Genomic DNA, 17001 nt, shown 5'->3' with positions numbered 1-17001 from the left:
ATTTTTTGAAGGGAGATGTAAAGATGCACAAATTGAGTCCAAAGCAAGAACAAAGGAAGATCCGTGATCGAGAAGAGGTTATAAGTCTCACGCAAAAGCTTGTACAAATACCGAGTGTATATAGGCCCGGAACGAAGAATGGGAACGAAGAGAAAGTAGCATTGTTTGTGGCAGATTATTTAGAGAAGCTTGGTATAAAAGCCCATATTGAGTACGTAGAGGAAGGCCGGCCAAATGTGATTGGGATCGTTGACTCAGGTAAGCCTGGAAAGATCTTGTTGTTTGAAGGGCATACAGATGTTGTAACAGAAGGAGACCCAGAAGCCTGGGATGCCCCGCCGTTTGCGGCTGTTATTAAAGAGGGTAGAATGTATGGTCGCGGTACGAACGATACTAAAGGGAATTTAGCATGTATGATTACAGCAGTGCATTCAATCCTCCGTGACAACGAATCGTTCACAGGGAAGATCCTCCTTTGCATCCCATGCGATGAGGAAGGAATGATGATCGGTATTAAGGATTTTATAAAGAGAGGCTGGGCCAAGGGGGTGGATGCGGCTATTATTTGTGAACCTGAAGAAAATCAACTATGCATCAGTCAAAAAGGTGCGATGAGAGTCATCGTGCGGACGTATGGAAAGATGGCTCATGGGGCGATGCCATTATCAGGAGTTAATCCTAATACGAGAATGGCTAAGGTGATTTGTGAACTTGATCGCTATGAGCAATTAGAAAAAGAGAGATTAGGCTGCCACCCCGAGCTAGGCTGGCCTAGTGTGACACCGACTATTTTACAAGCGCCAGTGAAAGGAGATCCACAAATTAACGTTGTACCAAATGAGTGTATGACTACTCTAGATATTAGAACCGTTCCCGGTCAAGACCATGAGACTATAAAAAGAGATATTCAATCTATATTGGATTATCTTAAGCAAGCGGATCATGATTTCAAAGCTTCTTTTGAAGTCATAGAAGACCGCCCATGGACCGAAACAAGCAGGACGGAACCTGTAGTCAAGTCGCTTGCTTTTGCTTACAAAGAAGTTACTGGAAAAGAACCGGTTTATAATGGTGTTCCTGGTGCTACGGATGGTACCTTCTTACATTTAGAAGGAATACCGATTGTAACCACAGGAGCAGGAGATCGGGAAGTTCCTCATCAAATAAATGAGTATGTTGATTTAGACGAATTAGCAGAAACCACAGAGATTTATCGTCAAGCAGCCTTACATTTCTTGAACAAATAAAGAGAGATATGAGTGCAGTTTCCTATGAGATTGCACTCTTTATCTTTTCTTTAGAAATTACGCCTAAATCATATGCTAAACTTTAGTTGTGTGTAATAAGTTATAGGATTGAGATTAGGAGGAAGGTACATATGGTTTGGGATTTTATCTTTATTGGAGCTGGGATTGCAGCTGCTGGGTATTTTATTGGGGAGGGGTTAAAAAACTTCAAAAATCCAAACTCGCCAAATTTTTTTGATTCACTAACTGAAGATGAAGAGTATGGATTAATAAAAGAAAACGAGATTCATTATTTTATGGGAATATCAAAAGAGGATGCAAAACATTTAATAAAAGAACATCCCCAAATTCCTCATTTAATAATTAATAATACAATCTATTATCCAAAAGCTAAGGTCAAAGCGTGGCTAAAGAGGGTTGGTGACTGAAACGGTTCTAGAAGTTGTTTCTGGGGGGAGTATGAATGAGCAAAGTCGTTGTAATAACGGGAGCTAATTCCGGCATTGGCCGCGCTGCTGCTTTTAAATTTGCAGAGCTTGGCTGTGAGGTCGTAATGGCTTGTAGAGATAAGGAAAGAAGTAAGCAGGTACAAGAGGAAATCATTCAAACGACCAACAACCGGCATGTACACCTCATGCAGGTGGATATGTCCTCATTTAGCTCAATTAAAGAATTTAACAAAGAGTATAAAGAACGTTTTAATAAACTTGATATCTTGATACATAATGCGGCTTATATTAATCATGGTTCCCCGCATCGTTTAAATCCCGATATTATAGAATTGACATTTGCCACGAATGTGCTCGGTCCGTTTTACATGAATGAATTATTGAGAGATGTTTTAAAGCGTGGAGAAAAGCCTGTCATTTTAAATGCATCGAGCAATATCGTTAAGCACTTCTTTGATCCGAAAAAGCACATTCATTTTGAGCACTTAAAGGGTGAGTGGAGGGCTAGCGAGCCATTTAGTGTGTATAAACAATACTGTGAATCAAAAATGGCTCTAGTGATATTAACCTTCTATTTAGCTGAAAAGTATAAAGAGGACGGCATCAGAGTAAACGCATTGCAGATCAACGGGGCACGAATGTCACCACAGACCCTGAATAAATTCACGCTTAAGTGGAGGCTTGCAGCTAGAGCTCAAAATGTATTCTTCCCGCCTCCTGAAAAAATGGCAAAATGCTATGTGGATATTTGTACAACACCACGCTTTATGGATGTAACAGGGTCATTAATGAATGATAAGCTAGAAACGATGGTGCGTGCAGATGTGGAGCCATCTGTCTTAAAGCAGGTTAAGCAGCTAACCGGATCACAGTTTTATCCGTATTATGCAGACAATCCAGAAGAGAGAAAAAAGCTGATTGATTTCTGTGAATCGATCATGACTTCCTATCAACAAGATGTTTCAACTCTTTGAACCTTCCTAGCTCACACAAGACACAACAGATGTGAAGAGTTATAATAGGGGTTGATGACGACATAGACATAGGAGTTTAGATCATGTACCAAAACCTTGAAGAATGTATTATTGACTTAGAAAAAAATGGACAGTTAATTCGTATAAAAGAAGAGGTTGACCCTCATTTAGAAATGGCAGCCATTCATTTGAAAGTATTTAATGAAAATGGACCTGCTATTTTGTTTGAAAATGTGAAAGGCTCAAAATTCCCAGCTGTGTCCAACCTGTTTGGCACAGTTGAGCGCAGTAAATTTATTTTTAGAAAGACATGGGATAAAACACAGGAAATCATCGGTCTTAGAAATGACCCGATGAGCGCACTGAAGAGCCCTTTTAAGCATGTCGGTTCAGGGCTTGCAGCAACAAAAGCTCTTCCGCAAAAGAAGTCTTCATTGCCTAGCACATTTAAAGAAGTGAAGATTTCAGATCTCCCTTTGATTCATCATTGGCCGGATGACGGCGGGGCCTTTGTGACGTTGCCGCAAGTGTACTCAGAAGATCCTGAAAAGCCAGGGATTATGAATGCCAATCTTGGAATGTACCGTGTCCAGTTAAGCGGTAATGAGTATGAGTTGAATAAAGAAATTGGACTTCATTACCAAATTCACCGCGGAATCGGTGTTCATCAAGCGAAAGCGGTAAAACAAGGGGAACCGTTAAAAGTGAGTATCTTTATCGGAGGACATCCATCACATACATTATCAGCCGTAATGCCGCTGCCTGAAGGCTTGAGTGAAATGACCTTTGCTGGAATGCTTGCAGGACGACGCTTCCGCTACAGCTATGAAGACGGCTACTGCATTAGTCATGATGCTGATTTCGTGATCACTGGAGAAATTCATCCTGGAGAGACAAAGCCTGAAGGACCATTCGGTGACCACCTCGGTTACTACAGCCTGACACACGAGTTCCCGCTGATGCGAGTGCATAAAGTGTATGCGAAGGACAATGCTATTTGGCCGTTTACAGTTGTGGGACGTCCGCCTCAAGAGGACACAGCATTCGGTGATTTAATTCATGAGCTGACTGGAGATGCCGTGAAGCAGGAGATTCCTGGGGTTAAAGAAGTACATGCGGTTGATGCTGCTGGGGTTCACCCGCTGTTATTTGCGATCGGAAGTGAACGGTATACGCCTTACCAGAAAGTAAAGCAGCCAGCAGAGCTTTTAACGATTGCCAATCGAGTACTCGGCACGGGTCAGCTTAGTCTTGCTAAATACCTGTTTATCGCAGCAGAAGAGGACAAGCCGCTATCTACTCATAAAGAAATGGAATTCCTATCGTATATACTAGAGCGGATGGACCTGCGCCGCGATATTCATTTCCAGACGAATACAACGATTGATACACTCGATTACTCTGGAACGGGCTTAAATACAGGAAGCAAAGTTGTGTTTGCAGCGTGCGGAGATAAGAAACGAGAGCTTGTGTCGAGTCTTCCAAGTGCACTTGAAGGCTTTTTGAACGCCCGCTTTGTCATGCCAGGAGTCATTGCTCTTCAAGCGTCTAAGTTTGAAGACTATACGAAGGTCGAGCAGGAAATGAACGAAATGACCGCTCTATTAAAGCAAAAAGGGGACCTCTCAGGTTGTCCGCTATTTATTGTGTGTGATGACAGTGAGTTCATGAGCGCCTCTCTCAGCAATTTCTTATGGGCAACATTTACTCGCAGCAATCCATCTCATGATATGCACGGAGTAAACAGTTCGATAGAGCACAAGCATTGGGGCTGTGACAATCTAATCATTGATGCAAGAATTAAACCGCATCACGCACCGCCGCTTATTCCCGATGCGACAGTTGAGAAGAAGATTCAGCGCTTTTTTGAAAAAGGTGCAGTATTAGGGAATTTAAGTAAATAGATAGAGGTAGGAGCTGTCCCTTTTTGGGACAGCTCCTTTTAAGGTGTTGTGAAATCACGCAATAATTAACCAGATGAATACAATACCGCTCAGCACCGCCGCATATCCCTGCTCAACCGGCGCAATTAGAGTAGACTGACGCAATTAGTTAGTGAAACAATAGAATAACCAAGTGAACCAGCGCAATCCGCTCACCAACTAACACATATACCGCTTCAAAAGATACAATACATGCTGCCGGCCTATAGCAGCTGCTATTTACTATAAAGCTAACACCATTAAATCCTCATCATAATAACAGTCATCGATTTTCAAAGCATTTTGGTCGACACCGTATGTGGTGAACCCGAGTGATTCATATAATCGTTTTGCTGGGAGATTTGTTGAAGTTACTGTCAAATAGATTCGTTCCATCTCGAATTCATTTTTTGCTGTTAGAATCGCTTGCTTCACTAACGCTTTTCCTATGCCAGACTTTCGTTGCTCTGGTGCGACATACATGGCAACGATGGTTCCCCGATGTATGATTTTTTGTGTTTCCTCTTTGAGTAAACTGACCATTCCAACGAGTTGTTCGTCCACGTACGCGCCAAACGTTATAAAATGATCGAGTGTAAGGCGTTTTTCTGTTTTCTTTAGCGACCATTTCTTTTCTTCTTCATAACTCGAATTAAACGCTTCCGGATGATGTTTGAGTGCTCGTAGGCGCAAGCATTTGTAGTCATAAGCATTTGCAGCATCTAGTAAACGAATATCCATGTCAGAGCCCTCCAATCTATTACCACTCAGTATAACAATAGATTAAAGAGTACGAAATAAATAGGGTAGTGTATCTTTAATTCTGCTCACATGTGAAGTGACGCTATAATCGATTAAGTGAATACAATTCATCTCTCCACCGGCGCATATCTCCCCTGAACCAGCGCAATTAGAGTTAACTGACGCAATTAAGCCGTGAAGCAATAGAATAGAAGGTTGAACCCGCACATTAATCTACTTAATCGACGCATAAACGGTGTCAAAGGGACAAATGCGGTCACCCCTCTACGAAACAAAAAAAAGAGCATGATCCGCATCATGCTCTTTCTCTCATACTATAAACGATCTTTCAACATCTGTTTCATCTTATCACTGACAAACTCAACATCCGTTCCGACAATGACTTGAATGCTTGATTTGCTCATTCTCATCACACCGCGGGCGCCGCTTTTCTTAAGTGCATTCTCATTAATTAAGCTAGAATCAGCAATCTCAAGACGTAATCGTGTCGCGCAGTTATCAATGGAAGTGATGTTTTCTTTGCCGCCTAACGCATCAATGAATTGAACAGCCATCGTGTGATACTTATCGCCTGTCGCATGCTCGGCACTTGCTTCTTCAACGATCTCATCATCATCTTCGCGGCCCGGTGTTTTTAAGTTTAATACGCGGATTAATACATAGAAGATGACAAAATAGATGACCCCGTACACAAGTCCGACTCCTAACAATAAGAGAGGCCTTTGTGCTATGGAGAAGTTCAACGCATAATCTAGAAAACCTGCTGAGAATCCAAACCCATGCCGTATCTCAAGTAAGTAGGTAACGGACATCGCGGCTCCTGTTAAGAGTGCATGAATCACATAAAGTAATGGAGATAAGAACATGAACGAAAATTCAATCGGCTCTGTAATTCCTGTTAAGAATGAAGTAAGCGCAAGACCGATGAACATTCCTGTCACTTGCTTTTTCTTCTCTTTTTTAGCCGTTAAAATAATCGCCAGACACGCTGCAGGAAGACCGAACATCATGACAGGGAAGAAACCAGTCATAAAGATTCCGGCACTAGGGTCGCCTGCGAAGAAACGATTCAGGTCACCTGTCGCTCCGTTAAATTCTCCAAATACAAACCATACTAAACTGTTTAATACATGGTGCAGTCCAATTGGAATAAGTAAACGATTTAAGAAACCATATACTCCGGCACCTAATGCACCTGCATCAATGATCCATTGCCCAAGGCCGTTAATCATTTCTTGAATCGGCGGCCAAACGACACCGAAAATACCAGCTAATATGACCATCGTCGCTGCAGTAACGATCGGGACAAACCTCCGGCCGGAGAAAAATCCGAGCCATTGCGGGAGCTGGATGTTATGAAAGCGGTTGTATAAAAGTCCAGCAATAATCCCTGAGATAATTCCTCCTAAAATCGCCATTTCAATGTTGTCGTTAATTGCCTGTGTTCCATTCACTAAGACAAAATATCCGATCGCCCCGGCAAGAGCAGCTGATCCATTATTATCGTGGGCAAATCCAATTGCCACACCCATTGCAAAGATCAACGCCAAGTTGTCAAAAATAGCAGCTCCAGCTCCGGCCATAAATGGAATGTTTAATAAGTCCTCTTGCCCAAGCCTGAGCAACAGTGCAGCTGCGGGTAAAACTGCAATTGGCAGCATTAATGATTTACCAATCTTTTGTAAAAATGCAAGCATGTACCTCATCTCCTTATCGAATAATAGGGTAGTAAAGATGAAATTAGTGTAGCATTAGAAAAGTATAGATGTCTATACCTATTATTTAATTTTAAAACTTATGACAGTCGTTTATTGAATTAACAAAGAAAATAATATAGAATTGGTATAGACAAATAAAAGTGGTTTTGTTTTGAAGAAGGATGTGAGAGAAGCTATGAAAGAGAATCTTTTTATTACAAATGTGGAGATTTATGAGGAGATGAACCTGATTACAAACGGGTTTATTAGAATACATGACGGGAAAATTGCAGAGGTTGGATCTATGGATGCGTTTAAATACGCTGAAACGGACACGGTTTTGGATTATACCAATGAGTATTCGCTGCTTCCTGGCTTTGTTGATATTCATATTCACGGGGCCAATGGGGCTGATACGATGGATAGCAGTGTTGAGTCGCTAAGAGTGATTGCTGAGTATCTTCCGAGCGAAGGGACGACAAGCTTTTTAGCAACAACAATCACCCAATCTGAAGAATTAATCGAAGAGGCTTTAAAACAAACGGCTCTCTATAAAGAGGTAAACGCCTCAAATCTTGGTGCAGATATGGCAGGTGTACACCTAGAAGGGCCTTTCATTTCGGATAAACGAGCAGGAGCACAGCCTCTTCACCATATTAAAGAACCTGATATCGAGCTTTTTAATCAATGGCAAGAATGTTCAAATCATCAAATTAAAATAGTAACGATGGCACCAGAAGAAACGAATGGACTCGCTTTTTTAGAAGAAGTGCAGAAAAATGGCACGGTCGTATCGATCGGACATTCGGATGCCACTTATCCGGTCATTGTGGAGGCGATTGATAAGGGCTTATCGCATGTCACCCATTTATATAACGGCATGAGAGGTCTGCACCACAGGGAACCAGGTGTTGCGGGTGCAGCAATAGCCCATTCTGAATTAATGGTCGAAATGATTGTGGATGGCGTGCATATTCATCCGACAGTCGTGAAGAGTACCTATAGAGCAAAAGGGGCGGATGAGATTATTTTAATTACAGATGCCATGAGAGCGAAAGGGCTTGGAGAAGGAACATATGACTTAGGAGGACAGGAAGTAAAGGTAGAAAACGGCAAAGCATTATTAGCCGATGGGACGCTCGCTGGAAGTATTGTGAAAATGGATGAGGCTGTAAGAAATATGATCGCTTATACTGGCTGCTCACTAAGGGACATAACTAAAATGACGGCGGTGAACCCAGCGAAACAGACAGGGATTTGGGATAACACAGGCAGTATTACCGTTGGAAAAGATGCGGACCTTGTGCTTATAGACAAGCATAATCAAGTTGTATTGACCATTTGTAAGGGACATATTGCTTTCCAAGAAGGAGTGGAATCATGAATATTGTAAGAGTAGATAATTATGAGGAAATGAGCAAGGCTAGTGCTCGTTATATTATAGATAAAGTAAAAGCTAACCCTAAGATGACGCTAGGTTTAGCAACTGGAAGTACGCCTAAGGGCACCTATCAATATATCATTGAAGATCACAAGCAAAAAGGGACGTCATATCAGCAGATTTCAACGTTTAACCTTGATGAATACATCGGGCTTTCGTCGGAAGATCCAAACAGCTATCATTTTTATATGAAAGATGTGTTATTTAATCATATTGATCTTCCTTTAAATCATACGCATATTCCAAACGGAGATGTATTGGATAAGGAGGAGGAATGTGTTCGTTATGAGGCAAAAGTGAAGGAATCTTCTATTGATTTACAGATTCTTGGAATTGGTGCGAACGGGCATATTGGATTTAATGAGCCAGGTACATCCTTTCAAAGTGAAACGCATGTTGTTGCGCTTGCTGAATCCACTAGAGAGGCCAATGCACGCTTTTTCCCGTCAATTGATGATGTGCCGACACATGCAATTACAATGGGGATTGCTTCGATTATGGCAAGTAAAGAAATTCTGCTCCTTGTCTCAGGAGAGGCAAAAAGTGAGGCGCTCGAACGATTGTTATCAGATCAATTACCAAGCGAGGACTTTCCTGCTTCTATTTTAAAAACACATCCTCGTGTTACAATTATTGCTGACAACGAAGCGCTCATGGCGACAGGAATCACTCGTTAACAGAAAGGAGACTGGTTTTATTTTGATGATAGATAAAAATTCACCTCTGCCAATTTACAGCCAGATTGAAGAATATATAAAAGAACGAATTGAAAAAGGGGAATTAAAGCCAGGAGACGTTCTCCCGCCAGAGCGAGAATATGCGGAGCAGTTTGATGTGAGCCGTATGACAATCAGGCAAGCCATCAATAACCTTGTGAATGACGGCTTGATTTATCGTAAAAAAGGAAGCGGAACATTTATTGCGGAAAAGAAATTTGAACAGCCGCTTCAAGGATTGACCAGTTTCACGGAAGATATGAAAGGAAGAGGTCTTACTCCAAGCAGCAAACTTCTCTCGTTTGAATTAATCCCAGTTTCTGCTAATATTGCGGCTGTATTGCACATCTCTGAATATACACCTGTATATGAAATCAAACGAATACGGATGGCTGACAATACTCCGATGGCTCTTGAAACGTGTTATATCTCTGCCAACCTGATTAAAGGGCTGACTGAAGAAATAATTAACCAATCATTATATCAATATATAGAAGAAAAACTTCAGCTTGAGATCGGCGAAGCGACACAAGTAATAGAGTCAGCTCTTGCCAATGATTTAGAGGTGGAACTGTTGAAAATAAATGAGGGTGATCCGATCCTTTTAATTGAAAGATGTACGTACTTAAAAAATGGCACCCCATTTGAGATCGTTCGTTCTTCGTACCGGGCCGACCGTTATAAATTTACATCTAAATTAAAACGCTAAATGAGGGGTTTTATTGATTACGAACTATTTTGAGCAGATTGAAGCACTATTAAAAAAGGTAGAAGTAACCGAAGTTGAGTCTATCGAAAAAGCGGCTTCTAACATCGCTCACGCCATAAAAAGTGGAGGGATTGTACACGTGTTTGGCTGTGGGCATTCTCATATGCTTTCAGAAGAAGTGTTTTACCGCGCTGGCGGCCTTGTACCTGTACAGCCGATTTTTATCGAAGAATTGATGCTGCATAAAGGAGCCGCTAATTCTTCTAAACTGGAACGAAGTGAGGATTATTTTCAGGAGATAAAGGGACAGCTCGATATTAGAAGCGGGGATGTGTTGCTTGTTGCCTCCACCTCTGGCAGGAATCCAGTGCCGATTGATCTTGCCCTTTATGGAAAAGCGCAAGGGGCATACGTGATTGGCATAACGTCTCTCTTATATAATCGATCTCAAGCATCCAGGCATAAAAGCGGGAAGCTGTTAGCGGATGCGGTTGATCTTGTTTTGAACAATCATACAAAACCAGGCGATGGCGTACTGCATAGAGGGGAGCTCTCGTTTGGCCCCACGTCCTCTGTGATTGGACTGGCCTTAATCAATGCGCTAATGGCAGGTGCGGTCGATAATCTGATTCAATCAGGCAAGACACCGCCTGTATTTAAAAGCGGAAACATAGATGGGTCTGATGAGTATAATCAAAAACTGATGGATCAATATTCGGACCGCATTCGCTTTTAAAAAGTTTACAAAAAGCTTTTGCAAAAATGTAGATTCGCCCTAGACTTTGTCTGGGGTTTTTAGTATGGGAGAATAAGGAATCTTTAAAAGACGTTGAACAACAGAATTTCTAACGTCATCCGAGAAGTTCACCTCTTTCTTATTTTTATTTTTGGAAAATTACGTTAATATAAATGGTATTAGATAAGCAGTAAAAAAGAAAGGGGAATCCCTATGTATATCCCAAAAGCTTTTAAGCTGAATGATCAAGCAGTAATAGAGAAAGTCATAAACGAGAATGGTTTTGCCACCCTGTTCAGCCAGCATAAAGGAAGACCAAATGCAACACATTTACCGTTAATGCTAGATGAGGATAGCTGTTATTTATACGGCCATTTCGCACGTCCTAACTCACAATGGAAGGACATTGAAGGGCAAATGGTGCTCGCAGTATTCCAAGGTCCGCATAGTTATATTTCACCAACTTGGTATGAAACAGGAACAGCTGTTCCAACGTGGAATTATCTATCAGTACATGTGTACGGCAGCGTTGAATTAATCGATGAAGAAAAGAGCACAATGGCAGCTCTTCTTCAATTGATAGATAAATATGAAGGCCCTGATAGTACATACAATCTTAATGAAATTGATGCTGATTATATAGATGGACTAAGAAAAGGAATCCAAGCGTTCCGAATCAAAATCACAGAAATTGAGGGGAAAGCCAAGCTTAGTCAAAATCATCCAAAAGAACGCCAAGAACGGGTAGCAGAACAGTTAGCGAAAAGTGAGCATACCAATGATAAGCTGATTGCTGAGTGGATGATGGCACAGCTTATGAACAATGGTTAGGAGTGAAGTTAAATGAATCAAAAAAAAGGCGCCTTTCCTGTGCTCGAAACAAAACGACTAAAGCTGCGCGAAGTTACATATGATGATGCAGCCGATATGTTGAACTACATGTCTGATCCTGAAGTAGTTAGGCATATCGGTTTAGAACGGTTTAAATCTTTAGAAGATGCCAAAAGTGAAATTGATTGGTATCATACGATCCATAAAGAAGGTTCAGGAATGAGATGGGGCATCACCTTGAAGGGGAAGGATCAGCTAATCGGAAGCTGCGGGTTCCTTAATAGAGCAAAAAAGCATTTTCGAGCAGAAATTGGAACAGAGCTTAGCAGGGAGTATTGGGGGCAAGGAATAGCAAGTGAAGCATTCCAAGCTGTGATAAGTACCGGGTTTCAAGACATGCAGCTTGAAAGAATTGAGGCATTGATTGAACCTCTCAATATTGCTTCGCAGCGACTAGCAGGAAAACATGGGTTTGTTAAAGAAGGCCTGCTACGCAAATATGAATACACGCAAGGGAAATTTGATGATTTGTATATGTATTCATTGTTGAAAGAAGAGTGGGGTTAATAGGGCGGGATAAATAATCGCTTTATCATCTAAACAAAGAATGCTATTAAACATTAAGTGCCTTAAACAAGGGTTATTGCATAGTCTTCGTTACTGAAATATGCTTTGCTTTCCTCGGTGAGCTGGTGAGCTTTCTCTAGCTAATGCCCTATGGGATCTCACTCCTGCTCTAGGCCCCTTCTACGCATAGTTCATCCGTTACGTTTTTGTATTTTGTAATTATTATGCGGAGCGATTTAGTTATGGCTTCAAAGATTATTTATCTTGAAATACCTTAAACAAGGGTTATAGCATAGTCGCCGCTACTGAAATATGCTTCGCTTTTCGTGGGGAGCTGGTGAGCTTCCTCGGGCATTGGCCCTGTGGGATCTCACCCCTGCTCTAGTCCCCACAGAAGTCTACACATATTTCATCCGCTTGTTTACTGTTTTTTGTAATTATTATGTGGTCCGATTTAGTTAGGTTCTGTTCAAATCATAAAAACTTAAATACGGTACTTCGTTTTACTAAAATCGCTGAACAGCTGCTTATATGAGGGATCAGCTTAACAATATCTTCGCTCCGTTGATTAGAGCGGAAGGCGCCGACTCCAGTGGGATTAGCGTGACCAGGGAGATCCCACAGGAGCTACTGCGACGAGGAGGCTCCCGGGCCGCCCGCGGAAAGCGTGCGCCTGCAGCGGAGATCAACAATTACTGCAGGGAAGGTAAATAATTTTAGTTGTTTTAACCGTTTATGGGACCTAAAACAACGGTTCATTTTCATCTGTAAATTTAAATGTGAATGGGCTGAGTGATAATCCTATTAATAAGAAAATGAGGCCGTAAAGAATAATCCCAGAAAATCCTATGTCAAACATATTTAAGCCAATAACCATGAGAATGATAAGAATCGGTGTATACCAAGCGCCCTTTTTTCTTGATTCTGGGGTTAAATAATTTGTTTTTTCGCAGAGAGGGCAGATAGTCCTTCCTCCCCAAAACAGTAACAGTTTTCCGTAGATAAACTGTTTTTTACAGCTCCAGCATGCAGGTAATTTCAAGCATGATCCCTCCTTCTACCGATGATTCATATTATTCAGCTTTTCTTCAATAGCTTGCAAACGTCTATTTATCTCTTTACGCTGTTTAGACGCATTCACCAAATATCGAATAATAAAAAAGATGATCGTAAACAAAATAATAAAATTAAATACTTGAAAAATCATTGATGGAATATGATAGCCATCCATATGTAAACCTCTCCTAACGTAGCTTTCAAAAGTTCTCTATCTAGTGTAACAAATAATAAAAAGAAGATTTTGGATAAAGCGACAGATTTTATACTTATTTCACATTTCTATGTTAAGGTGTGGGTATCCGTTGAAAGATAGAGGAGTTGAAGCTATATGAACTTATTTTTTGAAAAACGAAACAGCGATGTCATTATAGAAGCAGATACAAAAGTGATGGCTGAGATTAATGGCAATCTCACGGTTTTACCAGGTGCCAAATTAGAGTTAACGGCTCCAGTACAAGGTGATCTCATTTTAAAAAAATACTCAAAAGCTTCGATTGGAGCAGAAGTAAATGGGATTGTGTATGACGAAGGAGCAAGTCTTGAAGTTGCAAAAAATATAGAGATTCAGTACCAGAAAATGAAGATATAAGCAGGAACGTTTCTGTAGGAATAGGAGGAGATCTAGATTTTACATGTACTACGGTTTGTCTTAGCAATAGCTGTTGTTGGCTTGGCTTCTTTTGGAAAGTTCACGCAAAACTTTGATTATATGAATCTTCTTATGTTCCTTTTAGGCATGATGCTTCTCACAACAGGTGTGATTGAATTACGAAAAAATACAAAAGCGGCTGCAGGGTATTTAAGTGTTTTTGCGGCGATGTTTGTTTTAATTGTGGGTGTGCAGAGTGTGATGCTAGGAAGCTAGTTGATTAATGATGTCAGGAGGAAATGGATTGCAAGCAGCGATTATCGTGTTAATTTTAGGCACTATCTTCATATTAGCAGCTTTTTTGATCGTTTCAGAATATCTTTTTAAACGTAAATGGGGCATTCCAAGAGGAAAGGTAACGATGTTTTCTGAGGAGAGAAAATTAATTTATACGGGTGTAGAGATAGGGTTGTTAGTGTTGTTTATTCTAACTGTATTCATTATGCTTGTTATTGTATATCAAGCGAACAGTGTACTGCTTCCTCTATTTAATAGCTTCGTAATGACCCTATTTTTTGCGCTTCTATCTGTAGTGCGTGCAGTTGAAGGGTGGAAAGAAAATCGAAGTGAAAGAATGTACTATCATGAAATCGCCACAGTAGTGATGTGCCTAGTTATGTCAGCATTCTTAGGTCTAATAAGTATCATTTATTTCTAATGAATGAGCTAAAATGCAATCAGTTTGTGAGTTTGGAATTTACATTAAGTATTAAAGGAGGAAATGGATTGCAAGCAGCGGTTATCGTGTTAATTTTAGGCACTATCTTCATATTAGCAGCTTTTTTAATCGTTTCAGAATATCTTTTTAAACGTAAATGGGGCATTCCAATGGGGAAAGTAAGTATATTTTCCGTAGAAAGAAAGTTAATCTATACTGCTGTTGATATTGGGTTGTTTTCACTATCGATATTGATATTTATAATATTGCTATTTGTCGTTCTTATTACCGAATCTGTTGACTTGTCACCTGTTTTACATATATTAAGCAGTGTAGTGTTCACTTTGTTTTCGGCTGTTCTAAGTACATTTCGAGCTTTTGAAGAGTGGAAAGAGAATAAGAGTCAGAGAAGGTATTATCATGATATAGCGGCCGCAGCGACATTTATTTCCATTGCGACGCTTATGGGACTAACGCACATTATCTATCTTTAACAAAGGATGTTGACCATGCAAACATACCATTTCGTAATCCTAAGCTTATTATTGCAGACGACTTTTTTTGTTCTTTTCTTAAGCGGGAGTCTTTCTTATTTAAATCCAGTTATTGGCTTTACCACCTGTCTATTATTAATTTCTGTCAGTCTAGTCTCAGGAATGAAAGCGATTCGAAAAGCTTATCCAGACTCCTTATGGCTGACTATTAGTTCGCTAGGAGCGGTTGTTACCTCTTTGTTTATCATCCTTTTTACTGTATATATTTATTTATCAGTGGAAGGAGACGGTCTCGGACCGATCCTTTTTCAATTATAAAGGAGAGATGAGATGTTTATTTTTGCACTTATAGCCTTTGCTTTACTAATGGCAACGTTATTTGCCATTGAGAAGAAAATAGCTAAGATGAACGAGCAAAATGAAGAGATCATAAACTTATTAAAGCAGCAAAATGAGACTGATAGGAAAGATGGAGATCAATAAAATAAATGTATAGATTACCTACATAAAGTAAAAGAATGTCAGTAAATATCCATATCCTCTCCATTTTTTTACTGAATTGGATGATATCATTTAATCAGCTTGTAAGACGACATAAGAGAGGAAGCGGAATATGGAAGAGATTACGATTTATTTAGCGTTTGCAGCAGGGGTCTTAGCCTTTCTATCGCCCTGTACACTGCCTTTATATCCATCTTTTATATCTTATATCACCGGAGTCTCGGTGCACGAATTGAAAACAAATAAGAAACTTTGGAAAATCACCCTTACGCACTCAAGTTTGTTTTGCGTAGGATTTTCAATCATTTATTATGTCCTTGGCTTTTCAGCAAGTCTGTTTGGCAGGCTGTTTATTGAAAATCAAATGTTAATCCAGCAGCTCGGTGGTATTTTTCTTGTATTAGTAGGGCTTTTTTTAGTTGGAGTGATCGAGCCGAAATTACTGATGTCTGAATGGAGAATGAAGTATCGTCCTAAAAAAGTCTCCTACATCAATACCTTTTTAATCGGATTGATCTTTTCAGCAGGATGGACGGCTTGTATTGGGCCGATCTTCAGTGCAATTATGTACTCATCTGTTGCCAACCCGGCAGGTGCATTTATCAATGTAACAGCCTTTTCCCTCGGTTTTTCGGTTCCTTTTATAGCGATGGGATTTGCAATTGGAAAAGTTCGTTTTCTTACCAAGTACTCAGCCGGTTTAATGAAAATTGGCGGCGTGATCATGATTATATTAGGTGTAACGATTTTCTTTAATAAGATGTATTACGTCAATATATGGGGTAACCAGATTCAACAGTTTTTCAGAGGTTTATTTTAATTAAATAGTTAAAGGTGAAGGTGATGCACATGTTTCTAAAAAGAATAACCCTTCTTCGTGAAGATATTCCCACTTTCACAGCTTTTCCTTTTACGATTCCTGCTATTAAGAATCTTGAGGAGATAGAGTTAGACAAGAATGTGACGTTCTTTGTGGGGGAAAATGGATCTGGTAAATCGACGTTATTAGAAGCGATTGCGGATAAATGTGAATTTAATACAGCGGGCGGCAGCCGGAATAATCTTTATGAGACGCATGCTTCAGAATCTGCGCTTGGGGAGTATATCAGGTTGTCTTGGATGCCGAAAACGACGAACGGCTTTTTTCTTCGCGCGGAATCGTTTTATCATTTTGCCACTCATATTGATGAAGTAGATACGACGGGCTTTCAAGCATATGGAGGCAGGTCTCTTCATGAGCAATCACACGGGGAATCATTCTTATCTTTATTTTTAAATCGTTTTAATGGGAAAGCGATTTATTTACTTGATGAGCCCGAGGCAGCATTGTCGCCGCAACGACAGCTGACATTTTTGAGAATCATTCATGACTTAGCTTCATCAGGAAATGCTCAATTCATTATCGCCACTCATTCACCGATTTTATTAGGATATCCAAGAGCTGACATCTTTAGCTTTGATCAAGATCGCATGGAGAAAGTAGAGTATGAGACGACCGATCATTATCTCATCACGAAATCATTTTTGCAAAATAGAGAACGTATGCTAGAAGAGCTTTTTAAAGACGATTCATTAGAATAGTTTTGGGA

Annotated in this window: 22 protein-coding genes; 18 read left to right on the top strand and 4 right to left on the bottom strand. The window is 40.3% G+C overall.

Annotation, left to right across the window (positions count from 1 at the left end):
- The first annotated feature begins 23 nt into the window (after positions 1-23).
- The 4 genes from A33I_RS07295 to A33I_RS07280 all read left to right on the top strand — a co-directional run bounded on the left by A33I_RS07295 (position 24) and on the right by A33I_RS07280 (position 4574).
- Entirely contained in the window at positions 24-1247 is a 1224-nt protein-coding gene (locus tag A33I_RS07295) for a M20 family metallopeptidase (protein WP_022627841.1), read from the top strand.
- Positions 1248-1378: 131 nt separating this feature from the next.
- Entirely contained in the window at positions 1379-1675 is a 297-nt protein-coding gene (locus A33I_RS07290; RefSeq protein ID WP_022627840.1) for a hypothetical protein, read from the top strand.
- Between the two features lie 35 nt (positions 1676-1710).
- Positions 1711-2670: an SDR family NAD(P)-dependent oxidoreductase gene (locus A33I_RS07285; RefSeq protein WP_022627839.1), complete on the top strand. Its 960-nt coding sequence runs from the start codon at positions 1711-1713 to the stop codon at positions 2668-2670.
- A gap of 83 nt (positions 2671-2753) precedes the next feature.
- Positions 2754-4574, top strand: coding sequence for a UbiD family decarboxylase (locus A33I_RS07280; protein WP_022627838.1), 1821 nt, complete (start codon positions 2754-2756; stop codon positions 4572-4574).
- Between the two features lie 261 nt (positions 4575-4835).
- Here A33I_RS07280 and A33I_RS07275 read toward each other — a convergent pair whose 3' ends face one another.
- Positions 4836-5333 carry a GNAT family N-acetyltransferase gene (locus tag A33I_RS07275; protein WP_022627837.1) on the bottom strand — a complete coding sequence of 166 codons (498 nt, stop codon included), beginning with the start codon at positions 5331-5333 and terminating at the stop codon, positions 4836-4838.
- A 335-nt stretch (positions 5334-5668) separates the two neighbouring features.
- Positions 5669-7051, bottom strand: a complete 1383-nt coding sequence (nagE, locus tag A33I_RS07270) for an N-acetylglucosamine-specific PTS transporter subunit IIBC (RefSeq protein ID WP_022627836.1) — start codon at positions 7049-7051, stop codon at positions 5669-5671.
- A 172-nt stretch (positions 7052-7223) separates the two neighbouring features.
- Between nagE and nagA the strand changes: the two genes are divergently transcribed.
- The 6 genes from nagA (at position 7224) to A33I_RS07240 (ending at position 12051) form a co-directional block, all read left to right on the top strand.
- A complete protein-coding gene (gene nagA / locus A33I_RS07265) occupies positions 7224-8435 on the top strand; it encodes an N-acetylglucosamine-6-phosphate deacetylase (protein ID WP_022627835.1) in 1212 nt (403 codons plus the stop codon).
- Positions 8432-9169 carry a glucosamine-6-phosphate deaminase gene (nagB, locus tag A33I_RS07260; protein ID WP_022627834.1) on the top strand — a complete coding sequence of 246 codons (738 nt, stop codon included), beginning with the start codon at positions 8432-8434 and terminating at the stop codon, positions 9167-9169. The genes nagA and nagB overlap by 4 nt, the downstream gene beginning before the upstream one ends.
- 25 nt (positions 9170-9194) lie before the next feature.
- Positions 9195-9917, top strand: a complete 723-nt coding sequence (locus A33I_RS07255; RefSeq protein WP_022627833.1) for a GntR family transcriptional regulator — start codon at positions 9195-9197, stop codon at positions 9915-9917.
- A gap of 13 nt (positions 9918-9930) precedes the next feature.
- A complete protein-coding gene (locus A33I_RS07250) occupies positions 9931-10653 on the top strand; it encodes an SIS domain-containing protein (RefSeq protein WP_022627832.1) in 723 nt (240 codons plus the stop codon).
- A 213-nt stretch (positions 10654-10866) separates the two neighbouring features.
- On the top strand, positions 10867-11484 hold the full coding sequence (locus A33I_RS07245; protein ID WP_022627831.1) for an FMN-binding negative transcriptional regulator: 618 nt from the start codon (positions 10867-10869) through the stop codon (positions 11482-11484).
- A 12-nt stretch (positions 11485-11496) separates the two neighbouring features.
- Positions 11497-12051: a GNAT family N-acetyltransferase gene (locus tag A33I_RS07240; RefSeq protein ID WP_022627830.1), complete on the top strand. Its 555-nt coding sequence runs from the start codon at positions 11497-11499 to the stop codon at positions 12049-12051.
- A 742-nt stretch (positions 12052-12793) separates the two neighbouring features.
- On the opposite strand, the gene A33I_RS07235 is transcribed toward A33I_RS07240, so the two are convergent.
- Together A33I_RS07235 and A33I_RS20825 are read right to left on the bottom strand one after the other, a co-directional pair.
- Positions 12794-13093: a TIGR04104 family putative zinc finger protein gene (locus tag A33I_RS07235; RefSeq protein WP_022627829.1), complete on the bottom strand. Its 300-nt coding sequence runs from the start codon at positions 13091-13093 to the stop codon at positions 12794-12796.
- 15 nt (positions 13094-13108) lie between these two features.
- On the bottom strand, positions 13109-13282 hold the full coding sequence (locus A33I_RS20825) for a hypothetical protein (RefSeq protein ID WP_022627828.1): 174 nt from the start codon (positions 13280-13282) through the stop codon (positions 13109-13111).
- A gap of 156 nt (positions 13283-13438) precedes the next feature.
- Here A33I_RS20825 and A33I_RS07230 point away from each other — a divergent pair, with 156 nt between their 5' ends.
- The 8 genes from A33I_RS07230 to A33I_RS07200 all read left to right on the top strand — a co-directional run bounded on the left by A33I_RS07230 (position 13439) and on the right by A33I_RS07200 (position 16993).
- Entirely contained in the window at positions 13439-13699 is a 261-nt protein-coding gene (locus A33I_RS07230) for a hypothetical protein (RefSeq protein ID WP_022627827.1), read from the top strand.
- 81 nt (positions 13700-13780) lie between these two features.
- Entirely contained in the window at positions 13781-13975 is a 195-nt protein-coding gene (locus tag A33I_RS07225; protein ID WP_022627826.1) for a DUF3953 domain-containing protein, read from the top strand.
- Between the two features lie 28 nt (positions 13976-14003).
- Entirely contained in the window at positions 14004-14417 is a 414-nt protein-coding gene (locus tag A33I_RS07220; RefSeq protein ID WP_022627825.1) for a DUF4181 domain-containing protein, read from the top strand.
- A gap of 68 nt (positions 14418-14485) precedes the next feature.
- The gene (locus tag A33I_RS07215; protein ID WP_022627824.1) at positions 14486-14911 is read left to right on the top strand and encodes a DUF4181 domain-containing protein; all 426 of its coding nucleotides are present in this window, start codon (positions 14486-14488) and stop codon (positions 14909-14911) included.
- Between the two features lie 15 nt (positions 14912-14926).
- Positions 14927-15229 (top strand): hypothetical protein, encoded by a 303-nt coding sequence (locus tag A33I_RS07210; protein WP_022627823.1) that lies wholly within the window; start codon positions 14927-14929, stop codon positions 15227-15229.
- A gap of 12 nt (positions 15230-15241) precedes the next feature.
- Positions 15242-15394 carry a hypothetical protein gene (locus tag A33I_RS20820; RefSeq protein ID WP_022627822.1) on the top strand — a complete coding sequence of 51 codons (153 nt, stop codon included), beginning with the start codon at positions 15242-15244 and terminating at the stop codon, positions 15392-15394.
- A gap of 130 nt (positions 15395-15524) precedes the next feature.
- Positions 15525-16232: a cytochrome c biogenesis CcdA family protein gene (locus A33I_RS07205; protein ID WP_022627821.1), complete on the top strand. Its 708-nt coding sequence runs from the start codon at positions 15525-15527 to the stop codon at positions 16230-16232.
- A gap of 29 nt (positions 16233-16261) precedes the next feature.
- On the top strand, positions 16262-16993 hold the full coding sequence (locus A33I_RS07200) for an AAA family ATPase (protein WP_022627820.1): 732 nt from the start codon (positions 16262-16264) through the stop codon (positions 16991-16993).
- Positions 16994-17001 lie beyond the last annotated feature (8 nt).

The organism is Alkalihalophilus marmarensis DSM 21297 (genome assembly GCF_000474275.2).
Lineage (GTDB): Bacteria > Bacillota > Bacilli > Bacillales > Bacillaceae_D > Alkalihalophilus > Alkalihalophilus marmarensis.
Note: the sequence above shows the minus strand (reverse complement) of the source record. Positions and strands in the feature narration are given on the sequence as shown.